This window comes from Terrisporobacter hibernicus (assembly GCF_020809405.1).
Taxonomy (GTDB): Bacteria; Bacillota; Clostridia; order Peptostreptococcales; family Peptostreptococcaceae; genus Terrisporobacter; species Terrisporobacter petrolearius.
In genome coordinates this window covers 46,858-64,014 of the sequence record NZ_CP081135.1, presented here as the reverse complement: position 1 = coordinate 64,014, position 17,157 = coordinate 46,858, and the positions used below count along the sequence as shown (strand labels likewise).

Annotated in this window: 15 protein-coding genes; 12 read left to right on the top strand and 3 right to left on the bottom strand. The window is 27.8% G+C overall.

Translation table 11 applies throughout. The features are described from left to right. The first annotated feature begins 54 nt into the window (after positions 1 to 54). From JW646_RS00295 to JW646_RS00265, 7 genes are all read left to right on the top strand, one after another. On the top strand, positions 55 to 2,451 hold the full coding sequence (locus JW646_RS00295; protein ID WP_228416185.1) for a DUF2207 family protein: 2,397 nt from the start codon (positions 55 to 57) through the stop codon (positions 2,449 to 2,451). Positions 2,452 to 2,492: 41 nt separating this feature from the next. Further along, entirely contained in the window at positions 2,493 to 3,041 is a 549-nt protein-coding gene (locus JW646_RS00290) for a LemA family protein (protein WP_074917280.1), read from the top strand. A 264-nt stretch (positions 3,042 to 3,305) separates the two neighbouring features. Next, positions 3,306 to 3,857, top strand: coding sequence for an NADH peroxidase (locus JW646_RS00285; protein WP_074917271.1), 552 nt, complete (start codon positions 3,306 to 3,308; stop codon positions 3,855 to 3,857). 255 nt (positions 3,858 to 4,112) lie between these two features. Then, a complete protein-coding gene (locus tag JW646_RS00280) occupies positions 4,113 to 6,509 on the top strand; it encodes an ATP-binding protein (RefSeq protein WP_148557675.1) in 2,397 nt (798 codons plus the stop codon). A 179-nt stretch (positions 6,510 to 6,688) separates the two neighbouring features. Then, positions 6,689 to 7,861: a C40 family peptidase gene (locus JW646_RS00275; RefSeq protein ID WP_228416184.1), complete on the top strand. Its 1,173-nt coding sequence runs from the start codon at positions 6,689 to 6,691 to the stop codon at positions 7,859 to 7,861. A gap of 216 nt (positions 7,862 to 8,077) precedes the next feature. Continuing rightward, positions 8,078 to 8,428: a hypothetical protein gene (locus tag JW646_RS00270; protein WP_148557677.1), complete on the top strand. Its 351-nt coding sequence runs from the start codon at positions 8,078 to 8,080 to the stop codon at positions 8,426 to 8,428. A 36-nt stretch (positions 8,429 to 8,464) separates the two neighbouring features. Further along, positions 8,465 to 8,932, top strand: a complete 468-nt coding sequence (locus JW646_RS00265) for an XdhC family protein (RefSeq protein WP_187359275.1) — start codon at positions 8,465 to 8,467, stop codon at positions 8,930 to 8,932. Between the two features lie 228 nt (positions 8,933 to 9,160). Here the strand turns inward: JW646_RS00265 and JW646_RS00260 are convergent, their stop codons facing one another. Further along, a complete protein-coding gene (locus tag JW646_RS00260; RefSeq protein WP_074917263.1) occupies positions 9,161 to 9,991 on the bottom strand; it encodes a MerR family transcriptional regulator in 831 nt (276 codons plus the stop codon). 86 nt (positions 9,992 to 10,077) lie between these two features. Between JW646_RS00260 and JW646_RS00255 the strand changes: the two genes are divergently transcribed. From JW646_RS00255 to JW646_RS00235, 5 genes are all read left to right on the top strand, one after another. Then, positions 10,078 to 11,415 carry an MATE family efflux transporter gene (locus JW646_RS00255; protein WP_148557678.1) on the top strand — a complete coding sequence of 446 codons (1,338 nt, stop codon included), beginning with the start codon at positions 10,078 to 10,080 and terminating at the stop codon, positions 11,413 to 11,415. A gap of 341 nt (positions 11,416 to 11,756) precedes the next feature. Further along, entirely contained in the window at positions 11,757 to 12,611 is an 855-nt protein-coding gene (locus JW646_RS00250; protein ID WP_148557679.1) for a Rossmann-like and DUF2520 domain-containing protein, read from the top strand. Then, positions 12,611 to 13,438: a 3-methyl-2-oxobutanoate hydroxymethyltransferase gene (panB, locus tag JW646_RS00245; RefSeq protein WP_148557680.1), complete on the top strand. Its 828-nt coding sequence runs from the start codon at positions 12,611 to 12,613 to the stop codon at positions 13,436 to 13,438. Before JW646_RS00250 ends, panB begins: the two co-directional genes overlap by 1 nt. 13 nt (positions 13,439 to 13,451) lie before the next feature. Beyond that, positions 13,452 to 14,297, top strand: coding sequence for a pantoate--beta-alanine ligase (gene panC, locus JW646_RS00240; RefSeq protein ID WP_148557681.1), 846 nt, complete (start codon positions 13,452 to 13,454; stop codon positions 14,295 to 14,297). Positions 14,298 to 14,400: 103 nt separating this feature from the next. Next, positions 14,401 to 15,111 (top strand): DUF434 domain-containing protein, encoded by a 711-nt coding sequence (locus tag JW646_RS00235; RefSeq protein ID WP_148557682.1) that lies wholly within the window; start codon positions 14,401 to 14,403, stop codon positions 15,109 to 15,111. Positions 15,112 to 15,225: 114 nt separating this feature from the next. On the opposite strand, the gene JW646_RS00230 is transcribed toward JW646_RS00235, so the two are convergent. Continuing rightward, entirely contained in the window at positions 15,226 to 16,146 is a 921-nt protein-coding gene (locus tag JW646_RS00230) for a DUF5692 family protein (RefSeq protein WP_148557683.1), read from the bottom strand. 211 nt (positions 16,147 to 16,357) lie between these two features. Then, on the bottom strand, positions 16,358 to 16,975 hold the full coding sequence (locus JW646_RS00225) for a TetR/AcrR family transcriptional regulator (RefSeq protein WP_074917249.1): 618 nt from the start codon (positions 16,973 to 16,975) through the stop codon (positions 16,358 to 16,360). Positions 16,976 to 17,157 lie beyond the last annotated feature (182 nt).

Below are 17,157 nucleotides of genomic sequence, written 5' to 3'. Positions count from 1 at the left end.
TGGAATGATAAATATATATTGTATTTAGTAAGAGATAAAAAGGAGGGGGAATGAGTGGTAAGATTGAAGAAAATGATTATATTTCTAATTTTTATGGCCATATCAATAAACATATTTTTATTTAGTGCTTATGCAGAAGATGATGGTTACTACATAAAAAAAATGGACGTAAATGTTGATGTAAATGACAAAAGAGAATTTAAAATAACAGAAACCATAGATGTGTATTTTAATGAAGAACGACATGGAATTATTAGAAGCATACCTACATCTACAAGATTAGAAGATTACAATATAAAAGATGTATCAGTAGAAGGAGCACCATATGAAGTAGAAGATTCTTTTGACATGAAGATTAGAATAGGAGATGAAGATGAAACAATAAGTGGCGATAAAACTTACAAAATTACATACACCATAGTAAACTACAACGAGGAAAAGCCAGAAGGTGATTATATTTATTTCAATGTTTTGGGAGATCAATGGGACACGAAAATTGAAAATTTCACCTCCACAATAACTTATCCAAAGGAAGCTAATTTAGAGAAAATAAATATTACTGATGGTGAATATGGCAGTAAAGATTCAAAAAACGTACAATATAAGGTGAAAAACAATAAAATTTATATCAATTCAATAAATACTATAAAGCCTAACAATGCTATAACAGTAAATGCCATGTTAAATGAGGGTGCCTTTAAAAATGCCCCCATAAAACAATATCCATATACAATTGAAAATCAATTTATAAACATCAATATTACACAGGACAAAAGATATGAAATACAACGTGATTTTAAAATAAAAATTAATAAGAATTATTCGGGTAAAGAGAATCTTATGATTGATCTTTGTGACATGATAAAGGGTAAAAATTTTTATTTAGTAGATATGAATGTAAATGATAAAAATGTGTCTTACGATGAAAAGCATGGAATTATAACGTTAGATAAAAGCAAAGATGAATATAACTTTAAAGTATCATATACAATTGAGCCGAGGCTTAGTGATGATATTGTATTTAAGATTGTAGAAACAACTTTAGATGGAAAACTAGAAAATCTGAAAGTAAATATAAAGTCTCCGTTTCTAATAAATAATGCAATTGTGGATTTTAATGAAAAAGGAGCTAATTATGGTACGGATAGATTTAATTTAGAAAAAAATGATAATAATGTAATATTTACAAATAAAAATACTATATATGATGGGGAAGATGTAAAGCTAAGTCTTGATATAGATAAAAACTTATTTGTAAGACCTTTGCCTGTATCTGCAAATATTGTTAAATTTGCAACCCCTGTTATATTACTTATTATTGTGTTTTTATATTTTAGATTTAAAGATAAAAATCCTGTAATACCAGTAGTTCAATTTTATCCACCTAGATCTATGAATAGTGCAGAAGTTGCCTATGGTTTCAATGAAAGTATTAGCAACTCGCAAGTTACATCATTATTATTTTATTGGGCAAGTGAAGGTTATATAAAAATAATTATGAAGGAAAATGACAAGTTTACTATTGAAAAATTAAAAGAAATAGGTATCAACAATAAACCTTATGAAAAAAATTTATTTAATAGTTTATTTAAATATGGTAATGGTAAAAAAGTAACTGGTGAAAAATTAAAAACTTATTTTGGAGAAGAAGTAAGTAAGGCAGTAAAAGGTGTTACAGAAGAATTTAAATATGAAAAAAAACTGAGAGATAGTGCTTCTAAAAAATCAGGGTTTATGTTAAGCATAATCTCTGCGATACCTATAATATCATGTATGATGGTGGCTAGAGAAGTTGATCATGGGTCCATAGTAGGAGGTATTATATTCTGCATCATATTGTTAGTTGCACACCTTGTATTTTACTTGATTTTTTATCAATCATTAAAGAAAAGACATGGATTAATTAAGAAAAATAATAAAATTGTTGGTGTAATTGTTATTAGCTTTATTTATTTAATTATAATAAGATTACCATTTTTATTTTCTGACTTAGATGAGTTTATAATAATGTTTAGTATAGTAGTATCATTAATTGGAAATATCTTAAGTAGTTGTGTTCCAAAACGAAGTGATTATGGTAAAGAATTACTAGGTGAAATAGTAGGATTTAGAAACTTTATGGAAGTGGCAGAAAAAGAAAGGTTGGAAGCTTTGTTAGAAGAGGATCCAGAATATTTTTATAATACACTTCCTTATGCTCAGGTTCTTGGAGTAACTAAAAAATGGACGGATAAGTTTAAGGATATTTCTATGAAACAACCATCTTACTATGATACTTATTATCCATTAAATAACTATATTGCTTTAAATATGTTTGTAAATAACTTAAATAAAGTAGAATCTACAGTAAGCCATACTATAGATACTTCTTCTGGTAGTTCAGGAGGAGGATTTGGCGGCGGCGGATTTAGTGGAGGAGGCTCTGGTGGTGGAGGAGGCTCAAGTTGGTAGAATTAAATAAATAAAAAGCATAATAAATTGGAGGTGAAATAATGACGTGGATTATTATATTAGTAATAGCAGGTGTTGTTGTAATATGGGGTGTTTCAACGTACAACAAGCTTGTGTCACTGAGAATGAATGTTAAAGAAGGATTTTCTACGATAGACGTATTTTTAAAGAAAAGATACGATCTTATACCTAATTTAGTAGAAACAGTAAAAGGATATGCAGCTCATGAAAAAGAAACTTTGCAAAATGTTGTCCAGGCAAGAGGCAATGCTATTTCGAGTTCTCCTCAATATAAGGCAAAATATGAAGGAGAATTGTCAAATGCGTTAAGTAGATTATTAATGATTTCTGAAAACTATCCAGATTTAAAAGCTGATAATCAGTTTATTAACTTACAAAAAGAATTACAAAATATAGAATCAGAAATTGAAAAATCAAGACGATATTATAATGGAACAGTAAAAAATCTTAATAAAACTGTACAAAGTGTACCAAGCTGTATAATTGCAAGTTTATTTAAATTTAAAGAAGAATCTTTCTTCGAATTGGAAAACACTGCAGAAAGAGAAAATATTAAGGTTAAATTCTAGATTTAAAAATAATAAAATGAATAAAATAAAATATGGATTATATAAAAAAGTCATTGGAAAATAACTCCAGTGACTTTTTTATGAACAATAAATAACTTAGTTCCTTGATACAACGTGATTGTGTAAATAATCTTTAAATTAAATTTTAAAACTCTGTTTAAGGCAAAAGATGACGGGTATATATAAAATTGTAAGTAAGTATTAACATTTAAAATTGACTACAAAAAGTAAGAAAATATAAATAAAAAACGGAGGAAATGAAAAATGAAAAAATTTGTTTGTACAGTATGTGGTTATATATATGAAGGAGAAGCTGTTCCAGAAATATGTCCAGTATGTAAAGTAGGATCTGATAAGTTTGAAGAAATGAAAGGTGAAAGGAACTGGGCTGATGAGCATAGAATAGGTGTAGCTCAAGGAGTAGATGAAGAGGTTGTTGAAGGGCTAAGAGCTAACTTTGTTGGAGAATGTACAGAAGTAGGAATGTACTTAGCTATGTCAAGACAAGCTGACAGGGAAGGATATCCAGAAGTTGCAGAAGCTTATAAAAGAATCGCTTTTGAAGAAGCTGAGCATGCTGCTAAATTCGCTGAGTTATTAGGAGAAGTAGTTGTTGCAGATACTAAGAAAAACTTAGAAGCTAGAGTTGAGGCAGAATACGGAGCTACTGAAGGAAAGTTAAAAATAGCGAAGAGAGCTAAAGAACTAGGATTAGATGCTATACATGATACAGTTCATGAAATGTGCAAAGATGAAGCTAGACATGGTAAAGCATTCTTAGGATTATTAGAAAGACATTTTGGAAAACAAGCTTAATATAAAAAAGTCTAATAAAGGGATAGAAAGCTATTATATGATAGTGTTCTATCCCTTTTATTATGCAATTTATTTTGGACTTTCATATATATTATGAAGAAAATAATAGTTTTCAAAATTAAAATTGTCATTTATTAAAAAATTGGCAACATATGGTGCAACTTAACAAATAATATAAAACAATGTAAATATGTGTTAAAATATGAATTAATAATACAGAAAGATTATTACTAATAAGGCAAGAGGGGATTGGAAATGTTATCAATATACAATAAAATTAGTGACTATATTGTTGTTCTAAACTATATGGGGGATATAATTTTTTGTAATGAAAGCTTTTTAAAACGATTGAATTACAGTAAAGAAGATTTGTTAAATTCAAATATTTTTAAAATAATAAAAAGCAAAGAACATAATATTATAAACAAACTTATAGAAATGAAAGATAAAAATAAAATCTTAGATTTTTATTCAAAATCTAATGAAATAGTTAAAGTTAATTCAAATGTTACTATAGAATATTTTAATAATGAAAAAAGTATTTTTATAGTAGCCAATGAAGTTAATTCAAAATCATATACAATGGAGATGTTAGAAGACCTTTTAGATAATATTAGAATATCTACATTTGTTATAAATGAGAATGGAAAGTATTTATACGCTAACAAATCCTTTGCAAATACGTTTAATTTGACAAGAGAAGACATTATAGGAAAATATAATAGTAATTATTGGGGAAATGAAATTTGTGAAGGATTTGAACTTAATAATAAAGCGCTATGTGAGAATAAAAAACCTAAATTATTTGACGAAAAATTAATAGTTGATCATAATATTCAGTGGAATCAAACTTATAAATGTCCAGTATACGATGAAAATAAAAAATTTAAATACATTATTGCTACTTCTGAAAAAATTAATTTATCAAAAAATGATTCAGAAGACTTATACAAAAACTTTAATAGAACAATAATTAAAAGTGATTACAATGACATTAAGAAAAGCAATACTGATTTGAAGAAAGTACTAAGTAATATTGGCCAACGAATACTAGATTATACCCAGGCAGATGGTCTATCAATACTAATATATGATAATAATAAACAAGGTTTAATACCATTTATAAAGTTAAAAAATTCTAATAAACATCTTAAAAAGTTAAAATTTATACCGTGTAAAATAGATGAGTTATATTCAAGTAAATATAAAAATTATTTTAATATTATGTACTGTAAGTCAAAAATAAAAAACTTACCAATTTGGGATAAAATATGTATGGATGGTTTGGATTATGTAGGTAGCTATAGAATAGAGTTAAGTAATGAATTTATTGGAATTATATCCTTAAGTTATTGTAATGATAATTCGCCTAATTACAACTATGATGAATTTATGAAACACATATGTAATAAAATAGCCATGATAGTTAAAAATGTTAGGCTTTCAAACCAGGTATTTGTTGAAAATAAAATGCGTAAGTATACTGAAAAAGAGCTAGAACAGTATTTAAAAGTTTCTGCTGATTTAGTATCCATGGTTGGAAAAGATGCATATTTTAAAAGAATTAGTCCAAACTGGAATAAAGTTTTAGGGTGGACAGAAGAAGAATTATTATCTACACCAATAAAAGAAATTGTTCATCCTGAAGATGTAGAGCGTTTTAAGGATAAAAATTATTTAGGTAAAGATGGTGAGATTACTAGGTGTATTATTCGTTTTAGACATAAGAAAGGTCACTATGTTCATCTTGAATGGAGTAGTATGTATATATCTAATCAAGAATTATATGTGACGTCAGCGAGAGATATTACAAATAAATTAGAAATAGAAAAAGAAAAAAGAAAATTACAAGAAGCTGTTCAATTGGAAATTGTAAAAAATGAATTTTTTTCAAATATATCTCACGAATTTAGAACGCCAATAAATATTTTATTAGGAACCATGCAACTTATTAATAAAAATATTGAAAGAAATAATATTGATGTAGAAAATCTAAAGAAACATCTTAATTATATAAAGCAAAATTCATATAGATTATTAAGGTTAGTGAATAATTTAATAGATATAAGCAAGATGGATACAGGAGTCTATGAACTAAGATCATCTAATCAAAATATTATAAATGTAATTGAAGATATAACTCTTTCTGTGGCAGAGTATACAAGAAATAATAATATAAATCTTATATTTGATACAAATGTAGAAGAGTTAATTACTTTTTGTGATCCAGATAAAATAGAAAGAATTATGTTGAATCTTTTATCAAATGCTGTAAAATTCACACCTGAGAATGGATGTATTAAAGTTGATATTAATGCGACTGAAAAAGAGGTGATTGTTTCAGTAAGTGATACTGGGATAGGAATTCCAGAGGATAAGATAGATATTATATTCAATAGATTTGGACAAGTAGATGGTTCATTTAATAGGATGTGTGAAGGTAGTGGGATAGGATTATCACTAGTGAAAAATTTGGTTGAAATGCATGAAGGAAAAGTTTATGTGAAAAGTAAGGTTAATGAAGGCTCGAAGTTTATATTTACAATTCCTATTAAGATGAAAGAAGAAAATAATAAAGACTATGATTTTGATAGAAAATTTAAGCATGTAGAAAGATGTGATATAGAGTTTTCAGATATATATAACGTGTAAATTAAAAGCATAGCTAAATACTAAACTGCAAAAACCTCCAATGTTATAGGGGGTTTTTATTTTGTAAATTTATTATTTTTTGTAAAAATATAGAAATTTTTGTTGTAGGTATGATACAATGGTTACAAAAGGGTTACAAAAATTACGAAAAAGTTACAAAATGAGGTGATGTGTGGGATATGATTTTTAACAAAAATACAAAAAATATTTCAAAAGGAATGGCTTTAGGTATGATAGCTACAAGTATTATGCCAGCAGTAGCTATTAATGAAAATGTAGAAGCTAGTGAAGTTAGGAGTAGTAAGGTTGTAGAAGTTACATGTGATGCTCTTAATGTTAGAACAGGATCAAGTACGAGATATTCTATAGCTGGTACAGTAAAAAAAGGAACAAAACTAGAATATATATCAACATGTAGCAATGGATGGTATAAGGTTAAATATAAAGGAAGTACTAGATATGTAAGTAATAAATATTCAAGAGTAAAAAATGGCTCTACTTCTAGTTCCAAAAAGGTTGAAGTTACAGCAAGTAGAGTTAATATAAGAAGTGGAGCTGGAACAAAATTTTCTATAGTAGGTACAGTAAGTAAAGGAACAAAACTAAAATACATATCAAGATGTAGCAATGGATGGTATAAGGTTGAGTACAAAGGAAAAACAAGATATATTACTGACGATTACACTAAAATTTCAGGATCAACAATATCAGATTCAATAAGGAAAGTAGGTAAGGTTACAGCGTCAGCACTAAATGTAAGATCAGGTGCTTCAACTAAACACAGTGTTAAAAAAACAATTAAAAAAAATAGCGTTGTTGGTATAATATCATCATATAGTAATGGATGGTCTAAGATAAAACTATCTAGTTCATCAACAGGGTATGTATCTACAAAGTACTTAAAACTATATGCTGGAGATTCAAGTGATATTAAAGTAAGTTATACAACAACATCTTCATCTAATAAGCCATCAAGTAATTCTAAACTTGATAAAGTATTATCTACAGTTAAAGCGCAAGTAGGTAAACCATATGTTTATGGTGCAGCAGGGCCTAACTCTTTTGACTGTTCAGGTCTTACGTATTATGCTTATAAAAAAGCAGGAATATATTTAAACAGAACATCAAGAGATCAAGCTAAAAATGGAAAACATGTAAGTAAAAACAATTTAAAAGCAGGAGACTTGGTATTTTTTAATAGTGGAACAAATTCTATTAGACATGTGGGCATGTATGTTGGTAATGGTAAGTTTATCCACTCACCAAGTCCAGGAAAATCAGTAAAGTATGAAAGTATGTCAACATCATATTATGTAAAAGGATATGTTACTGCAAGAAGAATAATATATTAGATTATTATTTCTTAATAATGTTTATATATTTTTAAATATGTGTATTAATAAAAAGTCACCTCTATACGAGGTGATTTTCTTATGAAATATTGTATAAATATAGAAAATAAGTTCAAATATGTAGTAGTATAAAATTAGAAGGTTATAAACTAGTACCTGTATTCTTATTAGAAGAATAGTTTTTTAGAAAAATAATGATTTTAGGAGAATTATGAAATGAATAATAAGGTAAATAATAATGATATAGCTACTAAAAATTTGAACAGTTCACAAAATTACAACAAAGATAAGAATGTGTATTTTACATATTATATAGCAGGGTTAATAATATTGGCGGTATTTTTAAATTTAGCTGTAAAAATTGATAGTACAGATGAGTATTATGAAAAATATTATGTACTAGAAGAGTACATGAATAATTACGAAGATATACACGATAACCAAGACACAGATAATAATGAAGATATGGATAATAATGAAGAGTTAGATAATAGTAATGAAAATAATGAGCATACAAATGAAGAAGAAAATTCTCATCCTGATACTTATATAAATGAAGAATATTAAAATATTTTTAATGAATTAACAAAAAGGATGATAAACTTGATTACAGCAATAATTATGATCTCAGGATTTGCAAAACGCATGGGACAAAACAAACTTCTTATGAAGTATAATAATAAGTTTTTAATTGAGTACACTTTAAATATAATATCAGAATGTAATTTTAAGCAGAAAATGAAAAAGGACATAATAGTAATTAGGTGTGGTGGACATATAGGTTTGGCACTATTTAAAATACCCAAGAATTTAGACTTTTACACTGTCGTAGTAGATGATAGAGAAGAGTTTGCAAATATTGATAGATTTGAAAATGTAGATGAGATTTATGCTGGAGACATAGATAAAATAGTTGAGAATACGAAAATTAACGATAATACTTATGTGATTATAGCCACTAGAGGATATGAAGGTGATCTTAGAAATTTAAGAAGTGTAATAAATAGAAACGCCAACTATATAGGTATGATAGGTAGTAGAAAAAATGGATTAAGGTTAAAGAGACTTTAATTGAAGAAAATGTAAGTGAAGAAAAACTAGATAATGTTTATGCTCCTGTTGGCATAAATATTTCAATCAATGATGTGGATGAGATACTTCTTGTTAAGAAGAGAGGTTCTCTTACTCATAGGAGAGATAAATAGTTAAGTGAACTTTACCCAATTTTAGTCGTTTTATTAATTATATCAAAAGGAGCACAGTATAATGAATATTTATTGTACTGTGCTCCTTTGCTATTTACAAAGAAAGATCGCTTAAAAGCTTAACTGGAATCTGAACTTGTGTAACGTACTCATCTTCTAGAGAAGTTTCATAAACATCTATTTTATAAATCTCTATGGGATCGCCCAGAATAGTATATTTATTGATCTCGATAAATTTGTAAAGCATTTCAAAAACTTGTTCATACTGATTATAGTCACCTTTGTAAGTATATGTAACATAGTACCCTTCGTCTAAAACAAAGTTATAATCAGAAGAATCATCGTCTAATAAACAAAATGTATGTTTGTAATAATTATAAATTCCCTTGGCAATACTTTTAGAATCAAAAACAGCTCCAAAGTTGCTATTGCCTAATACATAAAACTTATCTTCAAATTTATCACTTAGTTTTTGTATTAAATAATCATTATTTTCTGCAAAAGATTCGTTGGAGTCTACTGTAAGTGCTTTTCTTTTAGTCATATATAAAAGTTCAATTCTATTAAAAGTAGTATGTTCTATACATTTATCTATAGATGACAATCTTTTGATTAAGGAGTCTTTGTGAGAATTTAAAACTTCTACCTTTTTTTCTATTAATTCAATTTCTTCATAAAGCATTTTTCTAGTAGTTTCAATATTTCTATTTTCAATATATTCTTTGATTCTTTGCATAGAAAAATCTAGAGTTCTAAGCTCTCGAATAAGATTTAAATTGCATATATCTTTAATTGTGTACATTCTATAGGAATTGGTATCTCTAGTAGGATTTAAAAGACCTAATTTTTCGTAGTATTTTATTGAATCTCTACCTAATTTATATATCTTTGAAAGTTCACCAGTTTTATAATATTTTCTTTTCAAAAAATCACCTCAAAAATTAAAAAATATTTATTGACATGTGTATTATACCACAGTTTATAGTTTTATAGTGGAAGGAGATGAATTATATGGAAAATTCAATAAGTTTAAAGTCACAATTTAAAAAGTATGTAATACCTTCAGTAGCAGCAATGTGGGTATTTTCATTATATTCAATGGTAGACGGGATATTTGTAAGTAAAGGAGTAGGTAGTGATGCTCTGGCAGCAGTAAACATATCTACACCATACATTAATATGTTATTTGCAATATCTATTTTATTTGCAACAGGGGCAAGTACTGTAGTTGCTATTAAATTAGGAAGTTCAGAAAATAAAAAAGCAAATGAGTATTTCACATTGAATTTAGTTGTAATGGTAATTTTAGCAGCAATTATAATGTTAATTAGTTTATTAAATTTAGATAAAATAGCAGTATTTTTAGGTGCAACTAACTCAACTATGGTTTATGTTAAAGAATACGTGGGGACTATAATGCTATTTGTTTTATTTTATTTAGCTTCCTACTACTTAGAGGTCTTAATAAAAAGTGATGGTTATCCTCACCTTGCAACAATAGGTGTAATAATATCTGCAATAACTAATATAGTACTTGATTATATATTTGTAATAAAATTAGGGTATGGTGTTAAAGGAGCTGCATATGCAACAGGAATAGCAAGAGTATTTTCATTCTCATTTTTCTTTATACATTTTTTAAGAAAAAGAGGTAAGCTTAAATTTACAAAATTCCATTTTGATTTTGGTGTTGTCAAAAAAGTACTATTTATAGGTATTCCAGATTCTACAACAGAATTAAGTGTGGCAGTTGTTATTTTAATTTTTAATCAAAGTATATTAAGAGTAATTGGTGAAAATGCATTAGTAAGTTATAGTGTTGTTTGTTATATAAACACATTGGTCTTAACAACTATGATGGGAATATCACAAGGAATACAACCAATTTGTAGTTATTATTATGGCAAAAAAGATAAAGATTCTGTTTTATCAATTTTAAAAATGGGAATGAAAACAATTAAAATTTCATCAATTGTGTCATTTTTAATAGTATTTGTATTTGCAAATCAATTAGTATCATTATTTCTTAACAATGTGGATGAAGGATTATTTAATTATACAGTAAATGTTTTAAGATTATTTTCTCCAGCATTTTTAATAATGGGATATAATGTAATAACTTCAGGATTCTGTGTGGCTGTAGATATGCCAGTTCAAGCAGGAGTAGTATCATTAGGTAGGGGAGTAGTTGTAATAACAATTACGTTAATAGTGATGATTCTTATATTTGGTGGATTTGGTATATGGATAGCAACGCTTGTATCTGAGCTTATTGTACTTGCAATTTCTAAAAATGTACTTAAGAAGAGCAAAGAAAGTTTAGAATATGAATATAGTGAAGCGGTATGAAGTGAATAAGTTATCAAAAAGGTATATTGAAAACAATATGCCTTTTTTATTGGATTGCTCATTTGGTAAATAGGAGATGTACTACTTGAAGTAACTCAAATTGGGAAGAAGTATCATGATAAATGACAGATATATTATCAAGTAGGAGAATGTATTATGCCTAAGAATGGGATATTTATATACTCTAAAAACTATAAATACAAAAATTATTGACAAATAATGTAGATATCTGATACATTTTCTGTGGGTGGTATTTTAACGAAACTGCACCATTTTATATTAAAGATTAGATAATCATAAAGGTTAAATGAAGTTGAAGGTAACACACTCTTATATAGGAGGTGGAAACTATAAGATTTGGATTTATTGGAGCCGGAAAAGTTGGATTTTCCTTAGGCAAATATTTAAAAGAAAATAAAATAAATGTAATAGGGTATTATAGTAAGAACCCGCATTCTTCAAAAGAAGCGGCATTTTTTACAAATACTAAACAATTTCAAAACTTAAATGAATTAGTTAATAACAGTGATGTTATATTTATTACTACACCTGATTCACAGATACAACAGGTGTATAGTGAATTAAAACAGTTGAACATAAGAGACAAGGTTATCTGCCATTGTAGCGGTTCAATTTCTTCAACAATCTTTTCAAATGTAAAAAATTACGGTGCATATGCTTATTCTATCCATCCAATGTTTGCTATTTCTAGCAAGTATAATTCTTATAAAGATTTTCAAAAAGCGTTTATTACCATAGAAGGTGATGAAAAATTTAAAGACTATTTTTTGAGTGTGTTTAAAAACTTAGGAAATAAAGTAGGTGTTATTTTTAGCGAAAATAAGATTTTGTATCATGCAGCTTGTGTTACAGTGAGTAATTTAGTTTTGGGGCTAATAAACAAGGGCGTTAATTTCTTAGAAACTTGTGATTTTTCCAGAGAGGATGCATTAAATGCTCTTTTTCCTCTTATAGAAAATAATGTGGAAAATATTAAAAAGCAAGGTCTGGTAGATAGTTTGACAGGTCCAGTAGAAAGAGGGGACCTATGTACTATTGTAAAACACTGTGAAGTTTTAAATGAAGATGATAAAGAATTATATAAATTATTATCTAGAGATTTATTAGAGGTAGCAAAAATTAAAAATGAAAATAGAGATTATAAAAAATTACAAGACTATTTGGAGGAAAGATAATGAAAAATACAGTTGTAACATTTAGAGAGGCTAAACTAAAAAATGAAAAGTTAACTATGTTAACCGCATATGATTACTCAACATCTCAAGCAGTAGATAATTCTGGAATAAATGGAATACTTGTAGGTGATTCACTGGGAATGGTAATGCTAGGATATGAAGATACTTTATCAGTTACAATGGAAGACATGATTCATCACACTAAGGCTGTGGCAAGAGGTGCAAAGAATAGTTTAGTTGTAGCCGATATGCCTTTTATGTCTTATCAGACTTCTGTTTATGATGCTGTAGTTAATGCAGGCAGATTAATAAAAGAAGGTAGAGCTCAAGCAGTAAAATTAGAAGGTGGTGTAGAAGTTGCAGAGCATATAGAAGCAATAGTAAGAGCGTCTATACCTGTAATGGGACATATAGGTTTAACACCTCAATCAGTAAATGAATTTGGTGGATTTAAAGTACAAGGTAAAAGTGAAGAAGCTGCTAAAAAATTAATTGAAGATGCATTAGCTGTTGAAAAATCAGGAGCATTCGCCCTAGTTATGGAAGGAGTTCCATCAAAATTAGCGGCTATGGTCACTGAAAAACTATCTATTCCAACTATAGGAATAGGCGCTGGAGATAAGTGTGATGGACAAATTTTAGTTTATCAAGATATGCTTGGAATGTTTAGTGACTTTACTCCTAAATTTGTAAAAAAATATGAAAATCTAGGCGATAGAATGAGAAATGCCTTTGCTACATATATAGATGAAGTTAAAAATGGTTCTTTCCCAAGTGAAGAGCATGGCTTTAAAATAGATGAAGAAGTTATAGAAAAACTATATTAAGGAGACTTAAACAATGGTAGTTATAGACACAATTGATGCAATAAGAAAACAAGTAAATGAATGGAAAAAAGAAGGTCTAAGTGTTGGGTTAGTACCTACAATGGGGTATTTACACCAAGGTCACCAAAGTTTAATGGAAAAAGCTGTGGAGGAAAATGACAAAGTAGTTGTAAGTATTTTTGTGAATCCTCTTCAATTTGGGCCAAAGGAAGATTTGGCAATTTATCCTAGGGATTTTCATAGAGATAAAGAAATTTGTGAATATGTAGGAGCAGATCTAATTTTTCATCCAAGTGCTGATGTTATGTATAACAAGGACTTTTCAACATCAGTAAATATGAGTGGTCTTACAGATAATTTGTGTGGTAAAAGTAGACCGACACATTTTATAGGTGTATGTACAGTAGTAAACAAGTTGTTTAATATAGTTACTCCAGATAGAGCTTATTTTGGCCAAAAAGATGCACAACAACTATTTATCATAAAAAGAATGGTAAGAGATTTAAATATAAATGTGGAAATTGTAGGTTGTCCTATAATTAGAGAAGAAGATGGTTTAGCTAAAAGTTCAAGAAACACATATTTATCTGATAATGAAAGGAAGGCTGCAACAGTATTAAGTAAATCATTAATAAAAGCTAAGAATTTAATAAAAAATGGAATAAGTAATGTGGACTCTGTGTTAAATATTATTAAAGAAACTATAGAGTGTGAACCTTTAGCAAAAATTGACTATATTAATATAGTAGATATAGATTCACTTCAAAATGTAGATTCAATTGATAGATCTGTATTAGTTGCCATAGCTGTATATATAAACAAAACTAGACTAATTGATAATTTTATATATGAAGTATAAAATAAAGGATTTATATGTAAAAAATTAATAAAAATATAATTAATGATGATAATACTTAATTTTGTGAAAACTATAGAGTAAATTAAAATATTGGAGTGTAGCTATGTGCAAAATTGTTAAAAGAGGGCATTTTCCCAGTGATGAAAAAGAATTTACAGATAAACATCTTGATAAATTATATAAGGCTGGACAGGATTTATACTATTTATTAAATCAAGGATATAATATAAAAGGAGCCTCAGTTTTTGTTGGAAATCACTACTTATTGTCAGAAAGACAAAGATTAGCTTTATCAAGAGCAATTTCTTCTGAGAATAATATAAAGATAAGAAAAGAGAAAGAGGTTAAGGATAATCTGGAAAATAGTATTGTAAATATTGATGGATTTAATACCATAATAACATTGGAAGTTGCCTTATCTAATTCACTATTAATTAAGTGTATGGATGGAACAATAAGAGATTTAGCAGGGCTTAGAGGAACGTATCGTATTATAGATAAGACAGAATTATCAATTATGAAAATAGGAGAAACCTTAGAAAAACATAAAATTAAAAAAGCTAATTTTTACTTAGATGCACCAGTTTCTAACTCGGGAAATTTAAAGAAAAAGATAGAAGAATTATTGAAAAACTTTGATTTTGAAGTTGAAGTTATGAATATTAATAATGTGGATTCAACTTTAGAAACATTGGACAATGTTATTAGTAGTGACGCAATTATTTTAGATAAATGCAAAAGTTGGATTAATATAAACAGAGAAATACTAAATAAAAAGATTGAAAATAATCTCTGTGTTGATTTCAATTTATAAAAAATAAAACTTGCACTTTAATTAAAAATTGAAATTAAAATAGTTTTTGTTGCAAAAAAGCCATTTATTGTTTAAAGAGTATATTTACTTCAAACAATAAATGGCTTTGTATTTTTAAGCTAAAGATTTTACTTCTTTGTAACAATCTAAATCAGTATAAAGTTCACTTGTATATGGATTTGTCTTAGTTTTTCTAGCTTTGTAAACCATATAAACAAATACTCCTATATTAGCAAGTAAAGCAATTAAACTTACTATAAATAATGCAGTTGTATTTTGTGATGCTTTAACTGAGAATTGTGATTGGTCTATAAATGATGGTACAGTCATAGCAAACATTACCCAAAATGCAAGTGTGTGGGCGCGGTGTTGCAACCAAGCACCTTTTCCAAATATAAATGCACATATAGTAGGTGCAAATAATAAAGCTATACCACAATACCAAGCATGATCTCCTAAACAGTTGTATGTATAAGCGAAGTTCCATAAATCGTAAGCTATAATCCAGAACCAACACATATCTGGCCATAACATATCTTTGCTTTTTTTCTTACTAATACAAATTCCAAGCCAACCAGTGATAGTTATAATATTTAAAATACCTGCGATACCATTCATATAATTCCAAGAACCACTAGTTACCATCATACCTTCAAAAATTTGAGCATTATAACCTAATCCACCAATTTGGAAATCACGTATAACAGCTTCCATAATGTTTATTGCAAGGATTAAAGGAGGGAAATATAAAACCCATTTATGATTAATTGCACCTTTAACATAGCGAATTAACCAAAATCCCATACATCCAGCTAAAGCTGAATAAACTTTTGCAAAGTGGAACCATGTTCCAACACTTGTACCTTTTGTAGTTTTAGGCCATACAAAAACTGTTAAAATTATAGGTAAAACTAAAAAACATGCGAATCCTGCCCACTTCCAGCGACGGCTGAATTCATTAAGCAGCATAAGTGCTGCAAATACTAATAATAACATTAGCCAATTGCTTATTGGCTGTGCTTCAAATAAAAACATTTTACTGTCCCCCAATATTAAATAATGATTCAATTTTATAAGTTATAAAATTATTATAATATTAGCACCATTAAATTATAAAACACAAGTGTAAAAATATAATTTAATAATTCTGACAAAATAGAAAACAAGCTGAAAATATTGGAAAATAAACGTTCATAATGTTAAAAAATTATCTAAAAAATATAAAAATAAATAAAAAAAAGTCGTCTTAAGGACGAACTTTTTTATCTGGATCTTTTGGTTTAAAATTAGAAAGTATTAAATTTAAGTCAAATTCCATTCTAGATTTAAGATCATAACTGCCTTGATAAAGACACCAATCAAATATAGCACCTCTGGAGATTCTCATTATTATCATAGTTAAGTTTGTAGGAGAAATAGAATTGTCTAGCTCTCCATTTCTTAGGGAATCTTCAACTATAGATTTAACCTTTAGAGCAATATGGCGATCAGGTTTTGTAGAGTATTTTCCCTCAATAGAAAGTAAGTTTTTGTATATTTCGCCTACAAATACCCATCCAAGCTCCTCCATCATTTTAGCACCTTCACATAACAGAAATAACAATTTATCTAAGTTAGAAGAAAAATCTCTTGCTTCAAATCGATCCATTACTAATATATCTACTTGCTCATAAGCTGTATTAATTATTTCCATCTTCGATTTGAAATGATGATAAAATGCTCCTGTTGAAATTTCTGCAGCTTGACAAATATCTTGAATTTTTACACTTTCAAAGCCCTTTAACTTAAAAAGTTCAGTGGCTACTTGAGTGATTCTAATTTTAGTTGCAATAGCTTGCCTTTGTCTATCTGTTAATTTTTCCATGTAAAATACCTCTTTATAAAACTGCAATGTTAATACAGTAAGTTATATGATTATTTAGTATAGCATAAAAAAAAGCAAATATATAATATTATTTGTGGTAAAAAAATAGATAAAAACCATAAGAGGATGTTTGCAAAATATGGTAACCTGTGATATATTTTAATTACAGAATGAGATTCGGT